Origin of the sequence: Cellulomonas shaoxiangyii (assembly GCF_004798685.1) — a bacterium.
Taxonomy (GTDB): Bacteria; Actinomycetota; Actinomycetes; order Actinomycetales; family Cellulomonadaceae; genus Cellulomonas; species Cellulomonas shaoxiangyii.
Window position 1 is genome coordinate 1 of record NZ_CP039291.1, and the last position, 25307, is coordinate 25307.

General features: G+C 70.6%; 18 protein-coding genes and 2 tRNA genes. 17 read left to right on the plus strand and 3 right to left on the minus strand.

Going from position 1 to position 25307, the window contains the following annotated elements; all coding sequences use genetic code 11:
- Positions 1-142 precede the first annotated feature (142 nt).
- From dnaA to E5225_RS00085, 17 genes are all read left to right on the plus strand, one after another.
- Positions 143-1732: a chromosomal replication initiator protein DnaA gene (dnaA, locus tag E5225_RS00005; protein ID WP_135972194.1), complete on the plus strand. Its 1590-nt coding sequence runs from the start codon at positions 143-145 to the stop codon at positions 1730-1732.
- A gap of 934 nt (positions 1733-2666) precedes the next feature.
- The gene (gene dnaN / locus E5225_RS00010) at positions 2667-3797 is read left to right on the plus strand and encodes a DNA polymerase III subunit beta (protein ID WP_135972195.1); all 1131 of its coding nucleotides are present in this window, start codon (positions 2667-2669) and stop codon (positions 3795-3797) included.
- 29 nt (positions 3798-3826) lie between these two features.
- On the plus strand, positions 3827-4855 hold the full coding sequence (gene gnd, locus E5225_RS00015; RefSeq protein ID WP_424945116.1) for a phosphogluconate dehydrogenase (NAD(+)-dependent, decarboxylating): 1029 nt from the start codon (positions 3827-3829) through the stop codon (positions 4853-4855).
- 8 nt (positions 4856-4863) lie between these two features.
- Complete coding sequence (gene recF, locus E5225_RS00020) at positions 4864-6075, plus strand: DNA replication/repair protein RecF (protein WP_135972197.1); 1212 nt, start codon at positions 4864-4866, stop codon at positions 6073-6075.
- On the plus strand, positions 6065-6748 hold the full coding sequence (locus E5225_RS00025; RefSeq protein ID WP_243738077.1) for a DciA family protein: 684 nt from the start codon (positions 6065-6067) through the stop codon (positions 6746-6748). Before recF ends, E5225_RS00025 begins: the two co-directional genes overlap by 11 nt.
- A 303-nt stretch (positions 6749-7051) precedes the next feature.
- Entirely contained in the window at positions 7052-9076 is a 2025-nt protein-coding gene (gene gyrB, locus E5225_RS00030; RefSeq protein ID WP_135972227.1) for a DNA topoisomerase (ATP-hydrolyzing) subunit B, read from the plus strand.
- Between the two features lie 54 nt (positions 9077-9130).
- Positions 9131-11782, plus strand: a complete 2652-nt coding sequence (gyrA, locus tag E5225_RS00035; protein WP_135972198.1) for a DNA gyrase subunit A — start codon at positions 9131-9133, stop codon at positions 11780-11782.
- 317 nt (positions 11783-12099) lie between these two features.
- Positions 12100-12876 carry a DUF3566 domain-containing protein gene (locus tag E5225_RS00040; RefSeq protein ID WP_244243674.1) on the plus strand — a complete coding sequence of 259 codons (777 nt, stop codon included), beginning with the start codon at positions 12100-12102 and terminating at the stop codon, positions 12874-12876.
- A gap of 130 nt (positions 12877-13006) precedes the next feature.
- Positions 13007-13080, plus strand: a tRNA-Ile gene (locus tag E5225_RS00045).
- A gap of 58 nt (positions 13081-13138) precedes the next feature.
- Positions 13139-13258 carry a DLW-39 family protein gene (locus E5225_RS17810; RefSeq protein WP_243738078.1) on the plus strand — a complete coding sequence of 40 codons (120 nt, stop codon included), beginning with the start codon at positions 13139-13141 and terminating at the stop codon, positions 13256-13258.
- Positions 13259-13306: 48 nt separating this feature from the next.
- Positions 13307-13379: transfer RNA gene (locus tag E5225_RS00050), tRNA-Ala, on the plus strand.
- A 966-nt stretch (positions 13380-14345) separates the two neighbouring features.
- Entirely contained in the window at positions 14346-17177 is a 2832-nt protein-coding gene (locus tag E5225_RS00060; protein WP_135972201.1) for a Z1 domain-containing protein, read from the plus strand.
- The gene (locus E5225_RS00065; protein WP_135972202.1) at positions 17174-18283 is read left to right on the plus strand and encodes a hypothetical protein; all 1110 of its coding nucleotides are present in this window, start codon (positions 17174-17176) and stop codon (positions 18281-18283) included. The genes E5225_RS00060 and E5225_RS00065 overlap by 4 nt, the downstream gene beginning before the upstream one ends.
- Complete coding sequence (locus E5225_RS00070; protein ID WP_135972203.1) at positions 18280-19149, plus strand: hypothetical protein; 870 nt, start codon at positions 18280-18282, stop codon at positions 19147-19149. Before E5225_RS00065 ends, E5225_RS00070 begins: the two co-directional genes overlap by 4 nt.
- On the plus strand, positions 19146-19433 hold the full coding sequence (locus E5225_RS00075) for a hypothetical protein (RefSeq protein WP_135972204.1): 288 nt from the start codon (positions 19146-19148) through the stop codon (positions 19431-19433). The genes E5225_RS00070 and E5225_RS00075 overlap by 4 nt, the downstream gene beginning before the upstream one ends.
- Before the next feature lie 183 nt (positions 19434-19616).
- On the plus strand, positions 19617-21077 hold the full coding sequence (locus tag E5225_RS00080; RefSeq protein WP_135972205.1) for a DNA cytosine methyltransferase: 1461 nt from the start codon (positions 19617-19619) through the stop codon (positions 21075-21077).
- A gap of 32 nt (positions 21078-21109) precedes the next feature.
- On the plus strand, positions 21110-21550 hold the full coding sequence (locus tag E5225_RS00085; protein ID WP_279536510.1) for a very short patch repair endonuclease: 441 nt from the start codon (positions 21110-21112) through the stop codon (positions 21548-21550).
- Positions 21551-21725: 175 nt separating this feature from the next.
- On the opposite strand, the gene E5225_RS00090 is transcribed toward E5225_RS00085, so the two are convergent.
- Genes E5225_RS00090 through E5225_RS00100 form a run of 3 tightly spaced genes read right to left on the minus strand, consistent with a single transcriptional unit; the run spans position 21726 to position 25266 of the window.
- Complete coding sequence (locus E5225_RS00090; RefSeq protein WP_135972207.1) at positions 21726-22073, minus strand: UBP-type zinc finger domain-containing protein; 348 nt, start codon at positions 22071-22073, stop codon at positions 21726-21728.
- Positions 22070-23590, minus strand: a complete 1521-nt coding sequence (locus E5225_RS00095; RefSeq protein WP_243738079.1) for an ATP-binding protein — start codon at positions 23588-23590, stop codon at positions 22070-22072. Before E5225_RS00095 ends, E5225_RS00090 begins: the two co-directional genes overlap by 4 nt.
- Complete coding sequence (locus tag E5225_RS00100) at positions 23587-25266, minus strand: NAD(P)/FAD-dependent oxidoreductase (RefSeq protein WP_135972208.1); 1680 nt, start codon at positions 25264-25266, stop codon at positions 23587-23589. The genes E5225_RS00095 and E5225_RS00100 overlap by 4 nt, the downstream gene beginning before the upstream one ends.
- Positions 25267-25307 lie beyond the last annotated feature (41 nt).

Here is a 25307-nt window from a genome sequence, read left to right on the forward strand (position 1 = left end):
GACGGACCGCCGGAGGTCTGGGACGCCCCGCACGCCGGTCGCGCACGAACGCACCCGCGCGCACAGGTGTGGACAACTATGTGGACGACGGGCCCGCGTGCCAGACTCGCCGGACCGCGAGACCGATCATCGAGGTAGGACGTTGTCACAGGACGAAGAACCGGCCCGCGTCTGGGGGCACGTCGTGGCGTCCCTCGAGGCCAGCCCCGACATCACCCCGCGCCAGCTGGCGTTCGTCCGCCTGGCGCACCCCCTGGGGCTGCTCGACGGGACGATGATCCTCGCGGTCGGCAACGACCTGACGAAGGAGTACCTCGAGTCGCGCGTGCGCGGCGAGGTGACGGAGGCGCTGACCGAGGCACTCGGGCGCGAGGCCCGCTTCGCCATCACGGTCGACCCGGACGTCGCCGGTGACGTGCCGCCCGCGCTGCGCGTCGTCCCTCCCGGACCGGCCGACGACCGCTTCGGCCGCGACAGCCGCGACGCCCGCGACAGCCGCGACGACGACCTGCGCCCCGACCTCGCGCTCGTCTCCTCCCCCGGGTACGGCGGCTTCGGGCGCGACGACCGCGACCCCGACCCCTCCGGACGTGCGGACCGCACGGGCGACGGGCGCGACGACGGGCGCCCCCCGCTGCGCGCCATCGACGGCAGCCTCGCCGAGGACGTCCGCCCGGCCCGCCGCGGCCTGTCCGAGCCGGCGCGGCTCAACCCCAAGTACCTGTTCGAGACCTTCGTCATCGGCTCGTCCAACCGGTTCGCGCACGCGGCGGCGGTGGCCGTCGCCGAGGCACCCGCGAAGGCCTACAACCCGCTGTTCATCTACGGGGACTCGGGACTGGGCAAGACGCACCTGCTGCACGCGATCGGCCACTACGCCCAGAACCTCTACCCGACGGTGCGGGTGCGGTACGTGAACTCCGAGGAGTTCACGAACGACTTCATCAACTCCATCAGTGAGGGAAAGGCGGGCGCGTTCCAGCGCCGCTACCGCGAGGTGGACGTGCTCCTCATCGACGACATCCAGTTCCTGCAGGGCAAGGAACAGACGATGGAGGAGTTCTTCCACACGTTCAACACCCTGCACAACGCGAACAAGCAGGTCGTCATCACCTCGGACGTCCCGCCGAAGCAGCTCAACGGCTTCGAGGACCGGATGCGCTCCCGCTTCGAGTGGGGCCTCATCACCGACGTGCAGCCCCCGGACCTCGAGACGCGCATCGCGATCCTCCGCAAGAAGGCGGCGAGCGAGCGGCTGCAGGCCCCGGACGACGTGCTCGAGTACATCGCGTCGAAGATCTCGACCAACATCCGTGAGCTCGAGGGCGCGCTGATCCGGGTGACGGCGTTCGCGAACCTCAACCGCCAGCAGGTCGACGTGTCGCTCGCGGAGATCGTCCTCAAGGACCTGATCACCGACGACCAGACGCAGGAGATCACCGCGACGACGGTGATCGGCCAGACCGCCGCGTACTTCGGCCTGTCCATCGAGGACCTGTGCGGCTCGAGCCGCTCGCGCGTGCTCGTCACGGCGCGGCAGATCGCCATGTACCTGTGCCGGGAGCTGACGGACCTGTCGCTGCCGAAGATCGGCCAGGCGTTCGGTGGCCGTGACCACACGACCGTCATGCACGCGAACCGGAAGATCCGCGAGCTCATGGCGGAGCGCCGGTCGATCTACAACCAGGTGACCGAGCTGACGAACCGCATCAAGCAGCAGCACCGCGGCTGACCCCGCCGGCCGTGCACGGCTCCCTGACGGCGTCCACGCACCGCGTGGGCGCCGTCGGTGCGTCCGGGGCCCCGCGACCGCACCATCCGTCGCGAGCACCCGCGTGCGCACGCGCCGACGAGCGTTCCGGTCGCGCCGCGACGCGGCCGGTCGGCCGCTGGCGCCGGTGGCCGCCGCACGTCGCCGCTCCACGAACGCTTCCCGCCACACGGCCTCATCCACCGCGATCTCCACCGCCCGCCCGGAGTTGTCCACAGGTTTGCCCACGGATGGGGACAACCTTCGACCTCCTCGAACGTTGCCCTGGAGCGGCCCTGGGGAGCGGTGTCAGCAGCACGGGCCACGCGCCCTGACCTGCTCTGACGCGTCCGTCCCGCTCTCCGGCCGGGCGTCGTGCTACGTGCTCACCGAGGACCGCCCATGAGAGGACTCTCACCATCAAACCCGGACAAACGTCTTGACGCGGCTGTCCACTGCAGGGTGAGACATGCATGGGACGATTGTTCACACCTGTGCACACACCTGTGGATGACGGTGGACGAACCCAGGCGTTGCTGTGGAGCGATCCTGTGCCGTCGGTGGACGGCGGTGCACGGTCCCGCGTCCGTGCACCGCCGTCCACACCTCGAGGTCGTGCCGTCACAGCGCGGCACACACCCCGATCTGCGCCCCCACCTGCACGTACGTCGCCCGTCCACACGATGCACAGCCCCGATGACGACGACGACACTTATCTGCTGGAGAGATCCACACACCGCCGTACGGCTGTGGTGGCGTGGCGACCGGGCGGCGCCCTGCCGACGGTGTTCCGGCCGTCGGACCCGTCGCGTAGTGTTCGGCAGTGCTCCGCCGGTAGCGGCCGGCCGCTCGCCGGCACCCAGCCCGGACGCCGACCGGCGGGAGCGACGACGGGTCGACGACGAGAAGGTGACGCATGAGGTTCCGGGTCGAGCGCGACGTGCTGGCCGAGGCCGTCACGTGGACCGCGCGCAGCCTCCCCACCCGCCCGCCGGTCCCCGTGCTCGCGGGAGTGCGCATCGAGGCGGACACCACGGGCACCGTGCAGCTGTCGAGCTTCGACTACGAGGTCTCGGCTCGCGCGCAGCTCCCCGCCGACGTCTCCGAACCGGGCACGGTGCTCGTCTCGGGCCGCCTGCTCGCGGAGATCTCGCGCGCGCTGCCCGCCAAGCCGGTCGACGTCGTGCTCGACGGTACGAAGGTGCAGGTCACGTGCGGGGCGAGCCGCTTCACGCTGCTCACGATGCCGGTCGAGGACTACCCGGCGCTGCCCGTCATGCCGCCCGTCACGGGAACGGTCGACGGCGACGAGCTCACGCACGCGGTCGCGCAGGTGTCCGTGGCGGCGAGCCGCGACGACACGCTGCCCCTGCTGACGGGCGTGCGCGTGGAGATCGAGGGCGAGAAGGTCACGCTCCTGGCCACCGACCGCTACCGTCTCGCGCTCCGCGAGATGACGTGGAAGCCGTCGACGCCGGACCTGTCCGCCGTCGCGCTGGTGCGGGCCCGGACGCTCAACGACGCCGCGAAGTCGCTCGGCAGCGCGGGGTCGGTGTCGGTGGCGCTGTCCACCGGCGGCGGCGTCGACCTCATCGGCTTCGAGGCCGGGGGCCGGCACACGACCAGCCTCCTCGTCGACGGCGACTACCCCGCGGTCCGCCGCCTGTTCCCGGACGAGACGCCGATCCACGCGATCGTCCAGACGCACGCGCTCGCCGACGCCGCGAAGCGCGTCGCCCTCGTCGCCGAGCGGAACACGCCGATCCGCCTCAGCTTCAGCGACGGCCAGGTCGTCCTCGACGCGGGCCAGGGTGACGACGCACAGGCCTCCGAGGCGCTGGAGGCCGTGCTCGTCGGTGACGACATCTCGGTCGCCTTCAACCCGCAGTTCCTGCTCGACGGCCTGGGTGCCCTCGACACCACGTTCGTGCGCATGTCGTTCACGCACCCCAACAAGCCGGTGGAGTTCACCGGCCAGGAGTCGCTGGACGGCGAGGCCTCCAAGGACTACCGCTACCTGCTGGTGCCCATCCGCTTCGCCAGCTGACGCCGCCCGCCCGGGCGGCGGCGGACGAGGTGCGGCACAGTGACCGGGGAGCATCCCCACGGCGGTGCTCCCCCGCGTTCGACGCGGACCACGACACGGCGGAGAACCGCCGCAGGAAGGGGCGAGGGATGCACATCGGGCTGGTCGGCCTGGGCAAGATGGGCGCGAACATGCGCGAGCGGATGCGTGCGGCGGGGATCGAGGTCACCGGCTACGACCGCAACCCCGACGTCTCCGACGTCGCGTCGCTCGAGGCCCTCGCGCAGGCGCTCCCCCCGGGTGAGCGCGTCGTCTGGGTGATGGTGCCGTCGGGTGAGGTGACGGACGCCGTCATCTGCGACCTGGCGGGCCTCCTCGACGCCGGTGACCTGGTGATCGACGGCGGCAACTCCTACTACCAGGACGACGCGAAGCACGCGGAGCTCCTGGGGCGCACGGGCATCCGCTTCGTCGACGCCGGTGTCTCCGGCGGCGTGTGGGGCCTCGAGAACGGGTACGGCCTCATGGTCGGCGGCGCTCCCGAGGACATCGAGCGGGCGATGCCGGTCTTCGATGCGCTGCGTCCGGTGGGCGAGCGGGCGGACGGCTTCGTGCACGTCGGGCCCGTGGGCGCCGGCCACTTCGCGAAGATGGTGCACAACGGCGTCGAGTACGGCCTCATGCAGGCGTACGCCGAGGGCTACGAGCTGCTCGCGGCGAAGGACCTGGTCACGGACGTGGCGGGGACCATGCGCGCGTGGCGCAAGGGCACGGTCGTGCGGTCGTGGCTGCTGGACCTGCTGGTCCAGGCGATCGACCAGGACCCGGGCTTCGCGGCCATCGACGACTGGGTCGAGGACTCGGGCGAGGGCCGCTGGACCGTCGACGAGGCCATCGACCTCGCCGTGCCGGCCCCGGTCATCGCGGCGTCGCTGTTCGCACGGTTCGCGTCCCGCCAGGGCGAGTCGCCCGCGATGAAGGCCGTCGCGGCGCTCCGCCAGCAGTTCGGCGGCCACGCCGTGAAGGTCGCCGGCGGCGAGACCGTCACGCCGACGGCCCCGGCGACGTCGGAGGGCTGAGGCGCCTCGTGTACGTCGCGCACCTGTCCCTCACCGACTTCCGGTCGTACCCGCAGGTCGAGCTGCCGCTCGAGCCGGGCATCACCGCGCTGGTCGGGCCGAACGGGCAGGGCAAGACGAACCTCGTCGAGGCCATCGGGTACGTCGCGACGCTGGGCAGCCACCGGGTGCCCAGCGACGCGGCGCTCGTGCGCGCCGGCGCCGACCGCGCGGTCGTGCGCGCCAAGGTCGTGCGCGAGGAGCGGTCGACGCTCGTCGAGATCGAGGTGACGCCGGGCCGGGCGAACCGCGCGCGCGTCAACGGCGGCTCGCCGGGCCGGGCGCGCGACGTGCTGGGCATCCTCCGGACTGTCCTGTTCGCGCCCGAGGACCTCGCGCTCGTCAAGGGTGACCCGGACGGGCGCCGGCGCTTCCTCGACGACCTCCTCGTGCAGCTCACCCCGCGCATCGCGGGGGTGCTGACCGACTACGAGCGGGTGCTGCGCCAGCGGTCCGCGCTGCTGAAGTCGGCGGGAGCCGCGATGCGCTCCCGCGCGGGTGCGGACCTGCGCACGCTCGACGTCTGGGACGCCAAGCTCGCGCAGGCGGGGGCGCAGATCGTCGTGGCGAGGCAGGCGCTGGTCGCGGCCCTGCGGCCGCAGGCCGCGGACGCCTACCGCAAGGTCAGCTCGGGGCAGGGCGAGCTGGAGATGGCGTACCGGTCCTCGCTCGACACCGCCCTGGGACTGCCCGACGACGAGGACGCGCGGGCGGCCTCGGCCGACGCACCGCCCGCGACGGCCGAGCTCGTCGAGGCGCGGCTCCTCGAGGCCATGGGACGCCTGCGGTCCAAGGAGGTCGAGCGCGGCGTCAGCCTCGTCGGCCCGCACCGCGACGACCTCGTGCTGACGCTCGGCGCGCTGCCGGCGAAGGGGTATGCGAGCCACGGCGAGTCGTGGTCGGTGGCGCTCGCCCTGCGGCTGGCGTCCTGGACGCTGCTCACGCACGGGTTCGACGACGCCGGCGGCTGGGCCGCCGACTGGGGCCCGGACGGCGAGCCGGTCCTGATCCTCGACGACGTCTTCGCCGAGCTCGACACCCGCCGCCGCGACCGCCTGGCGGAGCTCGTCGCGCCCGCCCGGCAGGTGCTCGTCACGGCCGCGGTGCCGCAGGACGTGCCCGAGCCGCTCACGGGGGCGCGCGTCGACGTCATGGGCGGCGAGGTGTCGCGTGTCGTCTGACCGGCCGCGCGCCGGCCGGGGCGCGGGACGTCGGGGCGGCGCACCGCACGCCGACCAGCACACCGACCAGCACGACGACGACCAGCACAGCACCGACCAGCACCATGACGACGCCGAGACCGACGCGACCCTCCTCCCCGCGCCCACCGTGGTGCCGGACGGCGTCCCGGTCTCGGAGCTGGTCTCCCTCACGCCGCCCGAGCAGGTGGCACGCACGGCGCTCGCGCGCGCCAAGGCGGCGGCACGCGCCCGGGGCCTGCGTCCGGGGCAGCCGGCGCGCGGTACGGCGGTCTCCAGCGGCGCGGCGCCCGGGCCGCGCGACCCGCAGCCGCTCTCGGTCTCGGCCGGTCGGCTCGCGCGCGACCTCGGCTGGGAGCCGGGGCTCGTGGTGGGCGACCTGGTGCACCGGTGGGCCCACATCGTCGGTCCCCAGGTCGCGGAGCACTGCACGTACGAGTCGTTCGAGGCGGGCCTGCTGACCGTGCGGGCGTCGTCGAGCGCGTGGGCCGCGAACCTGCGCCTGCTGGCGCCGGCGATGCTCGCGCGGTTCGACGAGGCGCTCGGGCCGGGCGTCGTGGTGCAGATCGCCGTGCTGGGGCCGGCGGGCGGTCACGGTTTCGGGCGCGGGCCCAAGAGGGTCCCCGGCCGCGGCCCGCGGGACACCTGGGGCTGAGGCGCGGGCGGCGCGACGACGCGTCCACCACGGGTCCCCCAGGTGCCCCGTTCCGCGGCCTCCACCAGGTAGAATGGAAAGGTCATTGCAGGCGTCTGCGCGCCCCCCTGCGCGGCGAACTCAGCACGCGCGGTGTGATCCGGTCTCCTGGCCGCTCGCAGCCGCTCTCGACGCGCATCACGCGCGCAGACCTCTCGAGGAGACCCGCCGCCCGTGGCCGACCAGAGCACCCCTCGCGACACCGACTCGGACCACGGCGACGACGCCACCCCCACGCCCCGCGCACAGCCGTCCCCCTCGTCCCTGCCCGGGGGCGGCGAGTACGACGCGAGCGCGATCACCGTCCTCGAGGGTCTCGAGGCCGTGCGCAAGCGGCCGGGCATGTACATCGGGTCCACCGGAGCGCGCGGCCTGCACCACCTCGTGTACGAGGTGGTCGACAACTCCGTCGACGAGGCGCTCGCCGGGTACTGCGACACCATCGACATCACGCTGCTGGCCGACGGTGGCGTCCGCGTCACCGACAACGGCCGCGGCATCCCGGTCGCGATCCACCCCACCGAGGGCAAGCCCACGCTCGAGGTCGTCATGACGATCCTGCACGCGGGCGGCAAGTTCGGCGGCGCCGGCTACGCGGTGTCGGGCGGTCTGCACGGCGTCGGCATCTCGGTCGTGAACGCCCTGTCGCGGCGCGTCGAGGCGAAGGTCCGCCGCGACGGCTTCGAGTGGGAGATGGACTTCGTCGACGGCGGCCGGCCGGACGGGCCGATCCGGCAGGGCGAGGCGACGTCCGCCACGGGTACCAGCATGACGTTCTGGGCGGACCCGGCGGTCTTCGAGACGATCGACTTCGACTTCGAGACGCTCCGCTCGCGCTTCCAGCAGACGGCGTTCCTCAACAAGGGCCTGCGGATCACGCTCACGGACGAGCGGGTGGAGCACACGGGCACGGAGGACGAGGTCACCGACCCGGGCACGGCGGACGCGGGCGCGACGACGGACGGCACCGTGGAGGCGCCGCAGGGACGCAGCGTCACCTACAAGTACGACGGCGGCCTGGTCGACTACGTGACGCACCTGAACTCCGCCAAGAAGGTCGAGCTCGTGCACCCGGACGTCATCGAGATCGCCTCGGAGGACACCGAGCGGCGCATCTCGGTCGACATCGCGCTGCAGTGGACGAGCGCGTACAGCGAGTCGGTGCACACGTTCGCGAACACGATCTCGACGACCGAGGGCGGCACGCACGAGGAGGGCTTCCGTGCGGCGATGACCTCGCTGATCAACCGGTACGCCCGGGAGAAGAACATCATCAAGGAGAAGGACGAGAACCTCACGGGCGACGACATCCGCGAGGGCCTGACGGCCGTCATCTCCATCAAGCTCGGCGAGCCGCAGTTCGAGGGCCAGACCAAGACGAAGCTCGGCAACACCGAGGCGAAGACGTTCGTCCAGCGCGTCGTCAACGAGCGCCTCGGCGACTGGCTGGACTCGCACCCGACCGAGGCGCGCGACGTCATCCGCAAGGCGATCCAGGCGGCCACCGCCCGCATGGCCGCCCGCAAGGCGCGCGAGGCGACCCGCCGCAAGGGCCTGCTCGAGTCGAACTCGATGCCCGGCAAGCTGCGCGACTGCCAGTCGAACAACCCCGCCGAGTGCGAGGTCTTCATCGTCGAGGGCGACTCCGCCGGCGGCTCGGCCGTCCGCGGCCGCAACCCGCGCACGCAGGCGATCATGCCGATCCGCGGGAAGATCCTGAACGTCGAGCGCGCGCGGCTCGACCGCGCCCTGGGCAACCAGGAGGTGCAGGCGCTGATCACGGCGTTCGGCACGGGCATCGGCGAGGACTTCGACGCCGCGAAGCTGCGGTACCACAAGATCGTGCTCATGGCCGACGCCGACGTCGACGGCCAGCACATCCGCACCCTGCTGCTGACGCTGCTGTTCCGGTACATGCCCGAGCTGATCACCCGCGGCTACGTCTACATGGCGCAGCCGCCGCTGTACCGGATCAAGTGGTCGAACTCCCCGCACGACTACGTGTACTCGGACCGTGAGCGGGACGCCGTGATCGCGGACGGCCGGGCCAACGGCAAGCGCCTGCCCAAGGAGAACGCGGTGCAGCGCTACAAGGGCCTCGGCGAGATGGACTACTCGGAGCTGTGGGAGACGACCATGTCGCCCGAGCACCGCACGCTGCTGCAGGTGACCCTCGACGAGGCGGCCGCGGCGGACGAGATCTTCTCGGTGCTCATGGGTGAGGACGTCGAGGCCCGCCGCGCGTTCATCCAGCGCAACGCCAAGGACGTGCGATTCCTCGACATCTAGGCGTGACCCGCACCCCCACGCCCCTGGCCCTCGTACCTCTGGAGTGACCCGCACGTGACCGAGACCCCCGGCGAGATCGAGCACGGCCGCATCGACCAGGTGGACCTGCAGCTCGAGATGCAGCGCTCCTACCTGGACTACGCGATGGCCGTGATCGTGGGCCGCGCCCTGCCCGACGTCCGCGACGGCCTGAAGCCGGTGCACCGCCGCGTGCTGTACGCGATGTACGACGGCGGCTACCGCCCGGACCGCCAGTTCTCCAAGTGCAGCCGCGTCGTGGGCGACGTGATGGGCAAGTACCACCCGCACGGCGACACGGCGATCTACGACGCGCTGGTGCGCCTCGTGCAGGACTGGTCGCTGCGGTACCCGCTGGTCTCCGGGCAGGGCAACTTCGGCTCCCCCGGCGACGACCCGGCCGCCGCGCCCCGGTACACCGAGTGCAAGATGGCGCCGCTGGCCATGGAGATGGTCCGGGACATCGACGAGGATGCCGTCGACTTCCAGGACAACTACGACGGGCACACGCAGGAGCCGACGGTCCTGCCGTCGCGCTTCCCGAACCTGCTGGTCAACGGCTCGGCCGGCATCGCGGTCGGCATGGCGACGAACATCCCGCCGCACAACCTGCGCGAGGTCGCGTCGGGCGTGCAGTGGTACCTGGAGCACCCGGACGCCTCGCGCGAGGAGCTGCTCGAGGCGCTCCTGCAGCGCATCAAGGGGCCGGACTTCCCCACGGGCGCGACGATCCTCGGCCGCCGCGGCATCGACGAGGCGTACCGGACGGGCCGCGGCTCGATCACGATGCGCGCGGTCGTCGAGGTCGAGGAGATCCAGAACCGGCAGTGCCTCGTGGTGACGGAGCTGCCGTACCAGGTCAACCCGGACACGCTCGCGAAGAAGATCGCGGACCTCGTGCGCGACAACCGCGTGCAGGGCATCGCCGACATCCGCGACGAGACCTCGGGCCGCGCGGGCCAGCGCCTGGTCATCGTGCTCAAGCGCGACGCGGTCGCCAAGGTCGTGCTGAACAACCTGTACAAGCACACGCAGCTGCAGGACACGTTCGGTGCCAACATGCTCGCCCTCGTCGACGGCGTGCCGCGCACGCTGAGCATCGACGCGTTCGTCCGGCACTGGACGGCCCACCAGGTCGACGTCATCCAGCGCCGCACGCGGTTCCGGCTGCGCCGGGCCGAGGAAGAGATCCACATCTACCGCGGCTACCTCAAGGCGCTCGACGCCCTGGACGAGGTCATCGCACTCATCCGCCGCTCCCCCGACGCCGAGACGGCGCGCGCCGGCCTGATGGAGCTGCTGGAGATCGACGAGCAGCAGGCGCAGGCGATCCTCAACCTGCAGCTGCGCCGCCTGGCGGCCCTGCAGCGGCAGGAGATCCTGCAGCGGCACGCCGAGCTCGAGGCCCGCATCGTCGAGCTGACGGCCATCCTCGAGTCGCCGGTGCGCCAGCGCGAGATCATCAGCGAGGAGCTGACGACGGTCGTCGACCGGTACGGCGACGAGCGCCGCACGCACATCCTCCCGTTCGACGGCGAGGTCAGCGTCGAGGACCTCATCGCCGAGGAGGACGTGGTCGTCACGATCACCCGCGGCGGCTACGCCAAGCGCACGCGGGTCGACGCGTACCGGGCGCAGCGCCGCGGCGGCAAGGGCGTCCGCGGCGCGCAGCTGCGCGAGGACGACCTCGTCGACCACTTCTTCGTCACGACCACGCACCACTGGCTGCTGTTCTTCACGAACCTCGGCCGCGTCTACCGGGCGAAGGCGTACGAGCTGCCCGAGGCCGGCCGCGACGCCAAGGGCCAGCACGTGGCGAACCTGCTGGCGTTCCAGCCCGGCGAGCAGATCGCCCAGGTCCTGGACCTGCGCGACTACGAGCAGGCGGAGCACCTGCTGCTCGCGACCCGCCGCGGCCTGGTGAAGAAGACGCGGCTGACGGAGTACGACTCCAACCGCTCGGGCGGCGTCATCGCGATCAACCTGCGCGAGGACGAGGAGGGCCGGCCGGACGAGCTCGTCTCGGCGCGGCTCGTGAACTCGGACCAGGACGTCATCCTCGTGTCGCGCAAGGGCCAGTCGGTCCGCTTCACGGCCTCCGACGACGCGCTGCGTCCCATGGGCCGCGCGACGAGCGGCGTGACGGGGATGAAGTTCCGCGGCGAGGACGACCTGCTCGCCATGGACGTCGTCCGCGAGGACGCCTACCTGTTCACGGTCACGCAGGGCGGCATCGCCAAGCGCACGGCCCTCACGGTCGAGAACTACCGCCAGCAGGGCCGCGGCGGCCTCGGCATCAAGGTCGCGAACCTGCCGGAGGCGAACGGTGACCTCGTGGGCGCGCTGGTGACGGACGCGGACGACGAGGTGCTGGTCATCATGGAGCGCGGCAAGATCGTGCGCTCGTCGACCTCCGAGGTGAACGCGACGGGCCGCAACACGCAGGGCGTCATCTTCGCCAAGCCGGACGCGGGCGACCGGATCATCGCCGTCGCCCGGAACAGTGAGCGACACCTCACGGACGTAACGGGTACCGTGGACGGGAACGGCCTGAGCACCGACGGGCCCGACGGCACCGGCACCGCACCGGACCGCGCGGCGTCCGACCTCGCTGCGACCGACGCCACTGCGCCCGACGCGACCGGGTCGGAGCCGGACAGCGGTGACCGACCCGCGGAGGACGCATGACCGACACGCCCCCCTCGATCCCGCCGCGCAAGCGGCCGACCCCGCCCGTGACGGGCCCCGCCGGCCGCGCCCCGGAGGGCGTCGGGGACCGCGCCGGCGCCGCGGCCGTGCCGGAGGGCGACGGCGCGACGTCCACGTGGTCCGCCACGGTGCGCACCTCGACGATGCCGGGCGGGGCCGGTCGCAGCACCGGGCCGACGGGACCGCGGACGAGCGGCCCGGCGGTCGGCGGACCGGTGATGCCGGCACCCGGGCGCACCGCGGAGGCGCGCCCGGACCTCCGTCCTGCGGACACACGGCCCGGAGACGCACGGCCGGTGGACGCACGGCCGGTCGACGCGCGACCCGCGGACCTGCGCCCGGCGGACGCACGCGCCGCGGGGGCACAGCCGGTCGCCCCGCCGGAGGACGAGGTCGACGGCCCGCAGGAGCCCTCTCCCCTCGTCACGGCCGTCGACACGACGACCGTCTGGCTCAAGAAGGCGGCCGGTGCGACGAGCGCCAAGCTGTCGCAGGCGTACACCCAGCTGACCCGCCCGAGGACCGAGGACCCCGAGATGACGACCACCCCGGACGCCCCCGCCACCGTCGCCCCGAGCCGTGCGGAGGCTCCTGCTGCGGGCGCCGCGCCGCGCGTGACGGGTCCCGCCACGGGTGGCACCCCGCGTGCGACGGGTCCCGCCACGGGCGCCACGCCCCGCCCCGGCACGGGGCGCATCCCCGCCGTGGGCGGGCCGCGCCGGGTGCGCCTGTCGGTGTCCCGGGTCGACCCGTGGTCGGTCATGAAGCTGGCGTTCCTGCTGTCCGTGGCGGTCGGCATCATGATCGTCGTCGCGGCCGCGGTGCTGTGGTTCACCCTCGACGGCCTGCAGGTCTTCGCGCAGGTGGACGAGCTGATCGCGCAGGTCGCCGGGCCGGAGAGCACCCTGAACGTGCTCGAGTTCCTGTCGTTCCAGAAGACGATCTCGGCGGCGACGCTCGTGGCCGTCATCGACGTCTTCCTGCTGACGGCCCTCTCGACGATCGGCGCGTTCCTGTACAACCTCGTGGCGGCGCTGGTCGGCGGCGTGCACGTGACCATGACGGACGAGTGACGTCGCCGTCGGGACGCCCTCGCCGGCCGCGCCCGGACCGGTCCGCCGGTTTGGGTTCGTCCCCGGCCCTGAGGTAGTCTCGACCGTCGCACCCGCCCGGCTCCCCGGAGCGGTCAGGGTGGTGCGAGACGGGCCTATAGCTCAGACGGTTAGAGCGCTTCCCTGATAAGGAAGAGGTCACAGGTTCAAGTCCTGTTAGGCCCACGTACGCGTCGGTCCCGCTCGGGTCGCGCCACCGGCACCACCCGAGACGGGGGATCCGATGAAGAAGCTCCTGCTGGTCGCCGCGGTCGCGGCCGTCGGTTTCGCCGCGTGGCAGAAGTACGCGCAGGACCGCGACGAGCGCGACCTGTGGGCCGAGGTCACCGACACGTTCGAGTGACCGCCGGCTCCGCTCGCGGAGCGGCGCGAAGCGGCAGCAGCCGCACCCGGGGCCATGGCGCAATTGGTAGCGCACCTGCTTTGCAAGCAGGGGGTTAGGGGTTCGAGTCCCCTTGGCTCCACTACAGATTCACTCCCGGTGAGCCTTTCGCCAGGGTGGCGACCGGTGATGCTCGACTAGGGCGTGTCTCCCATATCTGGGGGAGGCTCGCGACATTGCGTGAAGGTGTCGGCGTCTTCGCGGTATCGGGCGCTCCCGGACGAGCAGTGGGCTCGGGTCGACCCGCTGCTACCCTCGAATGAGGGCCGGAGTGGGCATCCGTCCGGGGACAACCGTCGGGTTGTCGAGAGGATCCTTACCGGTATCGGACGGGGATCCCGTGGCGAGACCTGCCGCGCGAGCAGTTCGGCGCGTAGCAGACGGCCTGGAAGAGTCATCGCTATGCCGCGGACGGGACGTGGGACCGGGTGTTGGCGCGGTAGCTCACCGAGGCCGACGTGGTCGGCGAAGTGGACTGGGCCGTCTCGGTGGACGCGACGATCGCTCGTGGACACCAGCACACGACTAATACCAGTCACCCGCACCAGGACACAGAGGGCCCCGTCGAAGCACAGGAATCTGCCGATCGCGAGGTGAACCTGCCAACCATGGCATCGGACGATCTCGCGGAGGGCTGACCACCAAGATCCACACCGCAGTCGACGGGGGTGGTCGCCAGCTGGCTGCCGTGGTCACTGTTGGGCACGGCAACGGCGGCGCGCTGCTCCCCCGCTGTGCTGGCCGACATCCGCGTCCCACGCCTGGCTGCGCGTCGCCCGCGCACCAGGCTCGACGCGGGATCGCGGACAGGCGCACTCCGCCGGCATCGATCGCCGGGCGCTGCACGCCCGCGGCACCGTGGTGCATCGTCCCGGCGGGCGGGCGCTGGGCTCAGTCGGGACTTCAGCGAGGGTGCGAGCGCGCCTTCACCCGCCCCGGGGGGCGTTGCTCCATAGGGAGGCCCCAGCTGGTAGCTATCCTCCGACTACTTGCGGCGACGCAGCCGTAACGAGTGATCGGACAGGTGGGCCGGCGATTGACTGACGAAGTGCGGAACTGGGCGACCACCCAGGACCGCGATCGACAGATCTATGAGATGCGTCTTTCTGGTGCACGCCTCGAAGCGATCGGGCACGCCTTCGGGCTCACCCGTGAACGCATCCGGCAAATCGTCGGACAGATGGGCGGCGTCGACCGCGAAGACGTCGCAGCAGCACGGAGCGCGAGGCGGGAGGCGGAGGAAGCACAACTGCGCGACCGGATCCTCGCTGTCGTTGCAACGGGCCTCGCTAGATCGTCGGCGCAGGCAGCCACGATGGTGGGGACGGACGAGGCCACCGTACGGCGCCTCGGGGGGAGGGCCCTCACCACATGGCTCGGCTCCACGAGACCGCCCAGGACTCGGTGGGCCGCGTCGGATGTCATTGGGGCCCTGCGAGTCGCTGCAACGTACGAGTGGCCACTGTCTCGAGCTGCCTACCAAGATCTGGTCGATACAGGGGAGATCGAAGGCCCAAGCTCTGCCCGGATCGAGCAACTCCACGGCTGGGCCGCCGCATGTGAGTTGGCGGGAATCGAGAGCTCGCGGCGTCGGCGTAGGGACTACCAGTCGACATGGACCGACGACGACCTGTGGCACTTCGCGCGTAAGTACATCGAGCACTGCGGGTCGACGGCACCGTTTCACGGGTTCGACGTCTGGCGCATCGAGCACGCGCCAGACGCGCCATCGAGCGGCGTCTTGCGACGGCGACTCGGCAAGTGGAACGGCATCCGACGCACCATCCTGTTCGAGGGAGATTCGATGAGCGAGGAGACGCTCACTGGCAAGGAGTCGCTCCGCCTCGATGAGCAGCTCGTCGACCGCATGGACGACGAGAGTCGTGTGCGCGTCTGGAAGTCCGTGATCGACATCTTGGAGCGCGGTCCGCAGCGCACGGGCGTCGGGGGGCAGACCGGCCTTGCGCTGGGCTACGTGCAGTCGGGGAAGACGACGTCGATCACGGCCCTGATCGCCGCAGCAGCGGACCAGGGCTACCAGATCATCGTGGCGCTGCTCGGAGGTACCAACCTCCTGCTCGACCAGAACAAGGACCGGTTGGAGAGCGCACTCGGGACGCAATCGCGCAAGGACTATCGATGGGTCACTGAGGTGAACCCCTCTGGAGCCGCGACGGCCAAGCGCATCGGGGCGCGGATCGAGGGAGGACGAGCGGTCCTGATCCCCGTGCTCAAGCACGCGGGCCGACTCAATGCTCTCGCGTCCGTGCTCGACAAGGTGCCCGAGATCGAGCGCGTCCCGGTGCTGATCATCGACGACGAGGCTGACCAGGCTTCGCTGAACACGAGCTCGACGGCAGAGAGCAAGACCTACGAGGCGATCCGTATCCTGCGCTCACGCGTGCCGAAGCACCTCTACGTCCAATACACGGCCACGCCGTACGCGCCACTGATGCTCGATGCAGATGATCTGTTGAGTCCCGACTTTGTCGAGTTTCTCGAGCCCGGCAATGGATATACTGGTGGCCGCGAGTTCTTTGTCGAGTTCGCTGACCAGGTCATCCGGGACGTGCCGCTCTTGGAAGAGCAGCCAGCAAAGGCGCCTCCCCTCGAGCTGCCTCGGAGCCTCGTGGCGGCATTGGGCTCGTTCGTCGCGGGTGCTGCGTTGCTGGTCCAACATCAGCCCGATGCAGCGCCTGTGAGCATGCTCATCCACTCCACCCAGAGGAACGACGTCCAAGAGCGGTATCGCTTCCTGGTCGAGCGCGAGCTCCGAAAGTGGAGGACCGCCGCGGACACAGCTGTGGCGGTGACCGACCTCCCCGAGTCCGTCGGGAAGGAGCGGACCGTCCTGACTGAGCGAGGGGCGCCCGACGTCGACGACGCAATGTTCATCGATAAGGTTCGGTGGGTGCTGCGTGAGACGTCGCTCTGGCTCGTCAACTCTACGTCGGCGCTCAACAAGGTCGAGTGGAACGTTACGCCGGTACACATACTCATCGGCGGCAACAAACTCGATCGCGGGTTCACGGTGGAAGGCTTGACGGTCACGTACATGAACCGGCCCCCCAGCACACAGGTCGATACGCTCGAGCAGCGCGCGCGCGCTTTCGGCTACCGGCGTGACCAGCTGCCCTATTGCCAGTTCTTCGCGACGAAGCGAAGCATCCGCTCCCTGAGAGACATCGTCTTCACAGAGTACGACCTTCGGGCCCAACTTCAGGACCACGTCGATGCTGGCGGCACCGTGCATTCGTGGGCGCGTGACGTCGGCCTGATGCTCCCTGAGGGGATGAAGCCGACGAGGGATGTCGTCGTGAACCAGCTGGACTATCTCGCTCTCGGTTGGTCGTCCGTTCGCCTGCCGCGTCTGAATACCGCATCTCTGGCCACCAACCGTGCGATCGCCGCGGAGATCGGGCTGTTCGACGCTCCGCCCGTCGACTATGGACGGCTCCTGTTGAGGACCGTCGACATCACCGTGGCTGAGGTCTTGGAGAAGGTCGTCGCGAGATGGTCTGCCGACGAGTACGGGCCGTCGTGGAGGCTGCGGGACGTCTCCGAGGCGCTTGCCCGGCACCACGATCAGGAGCAGAGGGTCCCCGTAATCCTCATGGAAGACGACGGCCGGCCACGGCTTCGCAAGTGGGACGTCGAAACGGGCTTCGTCAACCTCTTCCAGGGGCGCGACAACGTGCGCAGCAACGGTGGGGCGGCATACCCAGGAGACCGGGCCATCGGAAACATCGCTGACGACTCCAGCTCGATCGTGGTCCAGATCCATCGCGTCGCTCGCCGCGACGACCCAGGTACCGAGCTGCTCACGCTCGCCGTCCATCTCGGCGACCGCAAGATCGTTCGAAAAGGAGCCACCGCGTGACTGAGAGCCCGTCTGGGATTCGTTCCGGCGTCCCGATGCAGGTGCCGATCTCGGCGCTCTTGCTCGACCCCTTCAACCCTAGGCTCCCAGAGTCGCTCCGCGGTGGGGACCAGTCCGACTTAGCCGTCGTGCTGGAGATGGGATTCGACGCGTTCGCAGTCGCGCAGTCGGTCGCGGACAACGGGTTCTTCGCCGCCGAGCCATTGATTGCGATCCACGACGAGATCCCTGGAAAGTACGTCGTCGTCGAGGGAAACCGTCGGCTCACCGCGCTGATCGGACTGTCTCACCCCGAGATCCGAGAGCAGTTCGCGGATCCTTCGCGATGGGAGGCGGTCGCGGAGAAGGCTGCTATGTCGCCTGAGGTCGCCGTGCCGATCGTCGTCCACACCAACCGCGAGGCAACGCACGTGGAGGTGTCGCGTGCGCACGTCGTTGGCAAGCTCCAGTGGCGGCCGTACATGCAGGCCCGCTTCATCGCGGCTCGGGTAGCCGAGGGGCGCACTATCAAGGAAGTCGCCGACCTGATCGGCATCACGAAGAGCAAGGCCGCCGACCTCTACCGAGACCAGGCGATCGTGGCACAGGCCGAGACCGCCGGCCTGAACACGGGTGAGGTGGAGCGCGCATTCTCCGTACTGACGGTGGCGATGGGCAACACGAAGCTCCGTGACCACATTGGCGCGCCCCTGGGTTCTCGGCTCGAGCCCGGTCAAGCTCCGGTGCCGCCTGGAAAGATTCCCGAACTCAAGGAGGTCATCTCCTGGGTCTTCGGCGACGAGGAGGCGGAACCGGTCATCACCGACTCCCGTCAGATGAGCGCACTCGGTAACGTCGTGGCGAGCGAGGTCGGGTTGGCCTCGCTTCGATCAGGCAAGAGCCTCGAGGAGGCTAAGCAGCAGGTCCAAAGCGCTGGTATGGACCCTCGGGAACGGCTGCTCAAGCGGATGACGGCTGCCACGAACGCGCTCGGCGCAGCAAGTGACGACCTGGCCGAGCACGCGACCGACAAGCAGGTGGTCGGCCTCGTTTCCGACCTGGAGTCTCTGGTCGAATCGATGCGTAACGTCATCGATCAGGCAGCGAACGAAGCGCGTGCCCAGTGACGATCCGCGGTCGGGCCCGCATAGCCGACTGGATCGAGGTTGGGCTCCTCGTACGAGGGCCACGACCGCTCGGGCTTGACCCGCTTCAGTCGTTCTTCGAGTCGTCGATCGGTCTCGAGCCGCAGCAGGTAAACACGGGTGTTCGAGAGATGGCGCGCCGCGGGGCGTTGCTTGGTGCCCGCTACCCCTTCAAGGTCCATGGGGAGTACGCAGTGCAGTCCACGACGGACGCTGCACGGTCGACGTACATGACCGCTGCCCTGATGGCGCCCGGTAACCCGGTCCGCGAGTACCTCAAGGCGGCCCCCGACGAGTCGATGGCGGTGACGTTCGAGAATCTCGTTGCAAGCGCGGCCGCGGGTATCTGGGGCGATGCTGGTCATGCGCTCAGATTCGGTTGGCCGTCCGAGATCGGCCGGCCACCGGAGTTCGACGCTGCTATCAACTGGCTGGCTCACAGGATCGGCGTCAGCGTCGGGCAGGGCTATCGACAGCCACGCCGCAGGGATGGCGGCGTCGACGTAGTCGCGTGGCGGCCCTTTCCCGACGGACGATCAGGGTTCCCGGTTTTGCTCGTACAGTGCACGTTGCAGGAGAACCTCCTGGCGAAGGGTATGGATGTCGATACGAGACTCTGGAGTTCGTGGCTGGCGATGGACGTCGACCCGACCACCGCGCTGGCCACTCCGACGGTGGTTCCCCCTGGGGCGGTCTGGAACGAGCTTGCGCTCAAGTACATGGTGCTCGACCGCATCAGGCTGATCGGTCTGTCACCGGCGGCGACTGCGGAGCAACTAGCGGTGGACTGGGTCGCCGCCACCGTCGAGGGCCTTCGTGAGCACCTGGAAGAGATCAGAGAGCTGTGAGGATCCAGAAGCAGGACGTCGTCAGGGAGATCGCCGACGCGCTCGGTCGAGAGGCACCGACGATGTCGACGGGGTCGACGGAGCCGAGAGCGATCTTCGACATGATCGACAAGGAGCTTGCGCTCGGGCTTCCACCCGGGCTCACCAAGCCGCAGATCGCCCAGGCGATCGTCGAGTCGTCGGGTGAGGTCTGGGGACCGGATTACGAGTCGCGAGGCGGGACGGTGACGCTAAGGGGTCTTCAGGCGGTGAGGGAGGCCGTCCGGTTCTACCTCGGGAGCTAGGTGCCGTTGCGCCACAGTCCACGCGCGCCGCCCCGAGCGCGAGCGATCCGCTAAGCTGGGGCCTAGCTGAAAGCTTAGCTAAGCTCGAAGGCGTCGTCCGGTGACAGCCGGTCGCGACTCGGCTACCGTACGAGTGTTTCGAACACACGTTCGAGTTGGTGCACAGCGTCGGAGGAGGTCCAGGTGGCAACGTCGACGGATGTACCGTTCAGGTATATCGACCTCTTCGCAGGGATCGGCGGTTTCGCCGCCGCTCTCGAGGCGTTCGGCGGCGAGTGTGTCTACTCTGTGGAGATCGACGCGTCGGCAGCTAAGGTCTACGAGCGCAACTGGGGCCACTCGCCGCTCGGTGACATCACCAAGGACGCCAACGATGGTGCCATGAACGTCCCGCCGCACGACCTGCTAGCCGCCGGCTTCCCGTGTCAGCCGTTCTCTAAGTCAGGGGCGCAGCGCGGCATGGAGGAGACTCGCGGCACGCTCTTCTGGAACATTCTCAAGATCATCGAGGCACACCACCCGACGATCGTGCTCCTCGAGAACGTGCGAAACCTGGCCGGGCCGCGACACAAGCACGAGTGGGACCTAATCATCCGGACGCTCCGGGACGAGGGGTACCGGGTCTCGTCGAGCCCGACGGTCTTCTCGCCCCACCTGCTGCCCCTCGAGCGCGGCGGCCGCCCGCAGGTGCGTGAACGCGTGTTCATCACGGCCACCTATGACCCTGACGGGATCCTCGAGGGTGTCGATCCACTTCCCGCACTGTCCAATAGAACGCAGCGAGGCACGGAAGAGTGGAGCCTGCTCCATGACCTTCCTGTCGACGGTACGAGTGAGGATCCGGGCACAAGGCTGACCAAGGCTGAGGTTGCATGGATCGATGCCTGGGACGATTTCGTCACCACGATGTGGGCGGAAGTGCAGAAGACCACGGCTGATGGAAGAAGGCTGGCCGCCCTCCCAGGGTTCCCGATTTGGGCAGACCACTGGGTGACGTCGGAAGAGTTGGCCCTCTGGATGGTCGGAGGGAATTCGCCCTACGGCACGGCCGACGTTCCGAACACCTGGGACGCGGTGCCGGCCTGGAAGAAGACGTTTCTGCTCAAGAACGCCGAGTTCTACACGCGGCACAAGGCGCAGCTTGACCGGTGGGCTTCTCGGCACGATCTTGCGTCGTTCCCGCCTTCCCGTCGGAAGCTCGAGTGGCAGGCCCAGCACGCGGCGACGTTGTGGGAGTGCGTTCTACAGCTTCGGCCGTCGGGAATCCGCGCTAAGCGTCCGACGCACGTTCCTGCCCTTGTTGCGATCACGCAGACATCGATCATCGGCCCGCTGCGCCGTCGACTCACGCCTCGGGAGGCCGCTCGCCTCCAGGGATTCCCCGACAACTTCGACTTCGGTCCGCAGCGTTCGGCAGTTACGTACAAGCAGCTCGGGAACGGCGTGAACATCGGCGCCGTGTGGAACGTGCTCCGGGCGCACGCAGAACGGGATGCTGCGATCCTCCGGAGCACCGAGAGGGGCCACGCTCTACTGAAGGCGCTCGTCGACGACGCACCCAAGACGCCCGACGACCGCCTCGACGCCGTCGTGGCTCGGGGGCGCGCCAGATTCGCCGACGCGAAACTCGCGCTTCCGGTGTGAACGGACCCCCGGTTCCGACTCGGCCCCAGCATGTGCCGACACACCCCGGATCCTCGTCTGCCGCCGTTTCGAAGCGGATGAGCGCGGCGAAGCGACGTGACACCGGCGCTGAGATGGCGCTGCGGCGGGCGTTGCACGCGCTCGGCCTCCGCTATCGAGTCGCATACCCGGTGCCGGGTCAACGTCGACGAACGATCGATGTCGCGTTTACGCGTTCGAAGGTGGCTGTTTTTGTCGACGGGTGCTTCTGGCACGGCTGCCCCGAGCACGGCACCATGCCGCGATCAAACCAGGAGTGGTGGGAGACGAAGATCGGCGCAAATCGCGCCCGAGACCGTGACACCGACCGGGTTCTCGGAGAATCGGGCTGGACAGTCGTTCGGATCTGGGAGCACGCGGCGCCCGGCGCTGCTGCCCAGCGGGTTTACGGGATCGTAGGACTTCGCGCCGCATCGAGGATCACAGACAGTTGACTGACGAAGCCACGATTGGTAGAGCGCGCCTTCGTGGGCGGGGTTGGCGGTTCGATTCCCCTTCGGCCCCGTGGAGCGCGTGGCTTGTCGCATTGAACAGGCCTACGTTCCGCGGGCGTGCGCCTGGTGCGGACACACCGCGGGAAGGGACGTGCGCTCGTGCCTGGCCCGGACGTCAGGTGTGCAGGTGGGACCGCCAGTCCGCGGGGACGCGCCCTGCCGGCCCGGGCACGGGCTGGTCGTCCGGGCGGCTCTCCGGCGGGGCCAGCGCCGGGCCGCGCGCGTAGTCGTCGGCGGCGTAGTCCCAGAACCAGTCCTCCCCCGGCTCGAACGAGCGCACCACCGGGTGGCCGGTGGCGTGCCAGTGCGCCGTGGCGTGCTGCGACGGCGACGTGTCGCAGCAGCCCACGTGGCCGCACGCCGCGCAGCGGCGCAGGTGCACCCACCAGCCGCCGTCGGCGTCGCACTCCACGCAGCCGGGGCCGCTGGGCGGGACGGTGGGGTCGATGGCGTCGACGGTCATGAGGGGCGCACCTCCGCGGTGTAGGGGAGCCGGACGAGGAACCGGGTGTCGCCCGGCTGCGAGCGGACCGTCAGGTCGCCGTGGTGCTTGCCGACGACGATCCGCCACGCGATGTCGAGGCCGAGCCCGGTCCCGGACCCGACGGGCTTGGTGGTGAAGAACGGCTCGAAGACGCGGCCCACCACGTCGGGCGGGATGCCCGGGCCGGTGTCGGCGACCTCGACCTCGAGCCAGTCGTCGACGCGGCGCGTGGTGACGGTCAGCGTCCCGGCGCCGTCCAGGGCCTGCGCCGCGTTGTCGAGGAGGTTCGTCCACACCTGGTTGAGCGCCGCGCCGTACGCGTGCACGGGCGGCAGCGTGCGGTCGTAGGCGCGCACGACCGTGACGCCCTCGAGCCGCTTGTCGAGCATCGTCAGCGTCGCGTCGAGCAGCTCGTGCACGTCGAGCTCGCGGTCGGGTGCGAGGCCGATCTGCGAGTACTGCTTCGCGGCACCGACCAGCGTGGAGATGCGCGTGGTGGCGTCCTCGACCTCGTTCATCAGCTGCTCGGTCTCGAGCGCGTAGCCGAGCCAGCGCACCGCACCCTCCAGCACCTCGGGCGCGACCGCGTCGGCGACCGCGTCGAGCCACGTCCCGTCGAGGCGTGCCGACACGAACGTCGGCGCCAGGTCCCACGGCTCGCGGACGCTGTGCGCGTCGAGCCAGTCGGTGACGGCGTCCTCGGCGTCGGTGCGCTCGAGGGCCGTCGGGGGCGGGGGCGCGCCGGGCGCCCGCGACTTCGCGAGCGACTCCACGGCCTGCTCCTGCAGGTCGACGAGCGTGGCCAGCGTCGTCGCGTCGTACGGCCCCGACGCGATCAGGGCGAGCTTGTGCCGCATGCCGGCGACCCGCTCCCGCAGGGCCGACGTGGCCCGGCCGGCGGCGGCCGCGGGGTTGTTGAGCTCGTGCGTGAGCCCGGCGGAGAGGGCGCCCAGGGCGAGCAGGCGCTCGCGCTGGTTGACGGCCAGCTGGGTGTCCCGCTGCCCCATGAACAGGCCCTCGAGCAGGTGCACGGCCATGGGGAACCACTGCGTCATGAGCTCGCTGAAGTCGGCCGCGGGCAGCGCGTAGAAGCGGGACGGCGCGAGCACGCGCATCGTCTGGCTGTACGTCTGCGGCGCGCGCTCGCCGAGGTAGGCCGCCCACGCGCCGCCGTACACGCCCCGCTGCGAGGTCCGGGAGATCTCGACGTCGTCGGTGCCGACGCGGTGGTCGAGTGCGACCGAGCCCTCGAGGAGGACGTAGAACCACGCGGCGGGCTCCCCCTCGGCGTATAGGACGCCCGGCTCGCGCCGCTCGACGTGCCCGTGCGCGCACAGCCACCGCAGCTGGTCGTCGTCGAGGTGCTCGAACAGGAAGAGCGTGCGCAGCTCGTCGATGTCGCACGGCTGGGCGTCGGCCGGCCGGGCGGCCGCCACGGAGGCCGTCGCGCGCCCCGACGGGCGCACCGCGTCGGGGCCACCCGTCCCCGCGCTCACCGCTCCCCCAGGTACCGGTGCACGAGCATGACCGCCATGGCGCCCTCGCCGACCGCCGAGGCGACGCGCTTGGCCGACTCGGCGCGCACGTCACCCGCCGCGAACACGCCGGGGACGCTCGTCTCGAGGTGGTACGGCGGACGCTCGAGCGGCCACCCCGGTGGTGGGCCGCCGTCGACGAGCAGGTCGTGGCCGGCCCGCAGGAAGCCCCGGGCGTCGCGCTCCACCGTTCCCTCGAGCCAGTCCGTCAGCGGGGCGGCGCCGATGAACACGAAGAGCCAGCCGGCGGGGACGTGCTCCTTCTCCCCCGTGCCGACGTCGCGCAGCACGATCCCGTCCAGGTGCTCGTCGCCGACCGCGTCGACCACCTCCGTGCGGGGACGCACCGTGATGCGCGGGTGCGTCGCGATCTGCTCGACGAGGTAGTGCGACATCGACGCCTCCAGACCGTCGCCGCGCACGAGCAGCGTCACCGAGCGTGCGTCCCGCGCGAGGAACAGCGCGGCCTGCCCCGCCGAGTTGGCGCCACCCACCACGTGCACGTCCTGGTCGCGGCACGCCGCCGCCTGCGTGAGGGCGGACCCGTAGTAGACGCCGCGGCCGACGAGCGCCGCCGGCCCGGCCCCGTCGAGCTCCCGGTACGCGACGCCGTTGGCGAGGACGACGGCGTGCGCGGCGACCGTGCTGCCGTCCGCGAACCGCAGGGCCCGCGCCGACCCGTTCACCTCCAGCGCGACCACGTCGCGCGCCATCACGATCTCCGCGCCGAACCGCTGCGCCTGCCGCCGGGCGCGCTCGGTGAGCTGCGCCCCGGAGACGCCGTCCGGGAAGCCGAGGTAGTTCTCGATCCGTGAGCTCTGCCCGGCCTGCCCGCCGGTCGCGGTGCGCTCCACGAGCGCCGTCCGGAGCCCCTCGGACGCGGCGTACAGCGCGGCGCTCAGCCCGGCCGGTCCCCCGCCGACGACCACCAGGTCGTAGAAGTCGGACGCCGGCTCGACGGACAGTCCCACGCGCGCGGCGAGGGCGGCGTCGTCGGGGGCGACGAGCACGTCGGCGTCCGCCGTCACGACGACCGGCAGCACGCTGCCGTCCACCCCCGCAGCCTCGAGGATGCGCCGGCCCTCGGCCGACTCCACGGCGTACCAGCGGTACGGCACCTGGTTGCGGGCGAGGAACTCGCGCACCTGCGTGGACCGCGCGGACCACCGGTGCCCGACGACCTTGGGCCCGTGCACCGGCACCGGCGCCGCGGTGCGCCACGCCTCGAGCTGCGCGTCGAGCACCGGGTAGAGCTTCTCCTCCGGCGGGTCCCACGGCTTGAGCAGGTAGTGGTCCAGGTCGACGACGTTGACGGCGTCGATCGCGGCCGCGGTGTCCGCGTACGCGGTGAGCAGCACGCGGCGGGCCACGGGGAAGAGGTCCATCGCCTCCTCGAGGAACTCGATCCCGCTCATCCCCGGCATGCGCTGGTCGGCGAGCAGCACCGCGACCTGCTCGCCGCGCAGCTTGAGCTCGCGGCACGCGTCCAGCGCCTCCCTGCCGGACTCGGCGCGCACGATGCGGTACTGCTCGCCGTAGCGCCGGCGCAGGTCGCGCGCGACCGCGCGCGAGACGGCCGGGTCGTCGTCCACGCTGACGAGGGCGGCGCGCGGTGGTGGGGCTGCGACAGTCGGCACGGGGCCCTCCAGGTCGCGGAGCGCAACGGGTGGCACCGCAC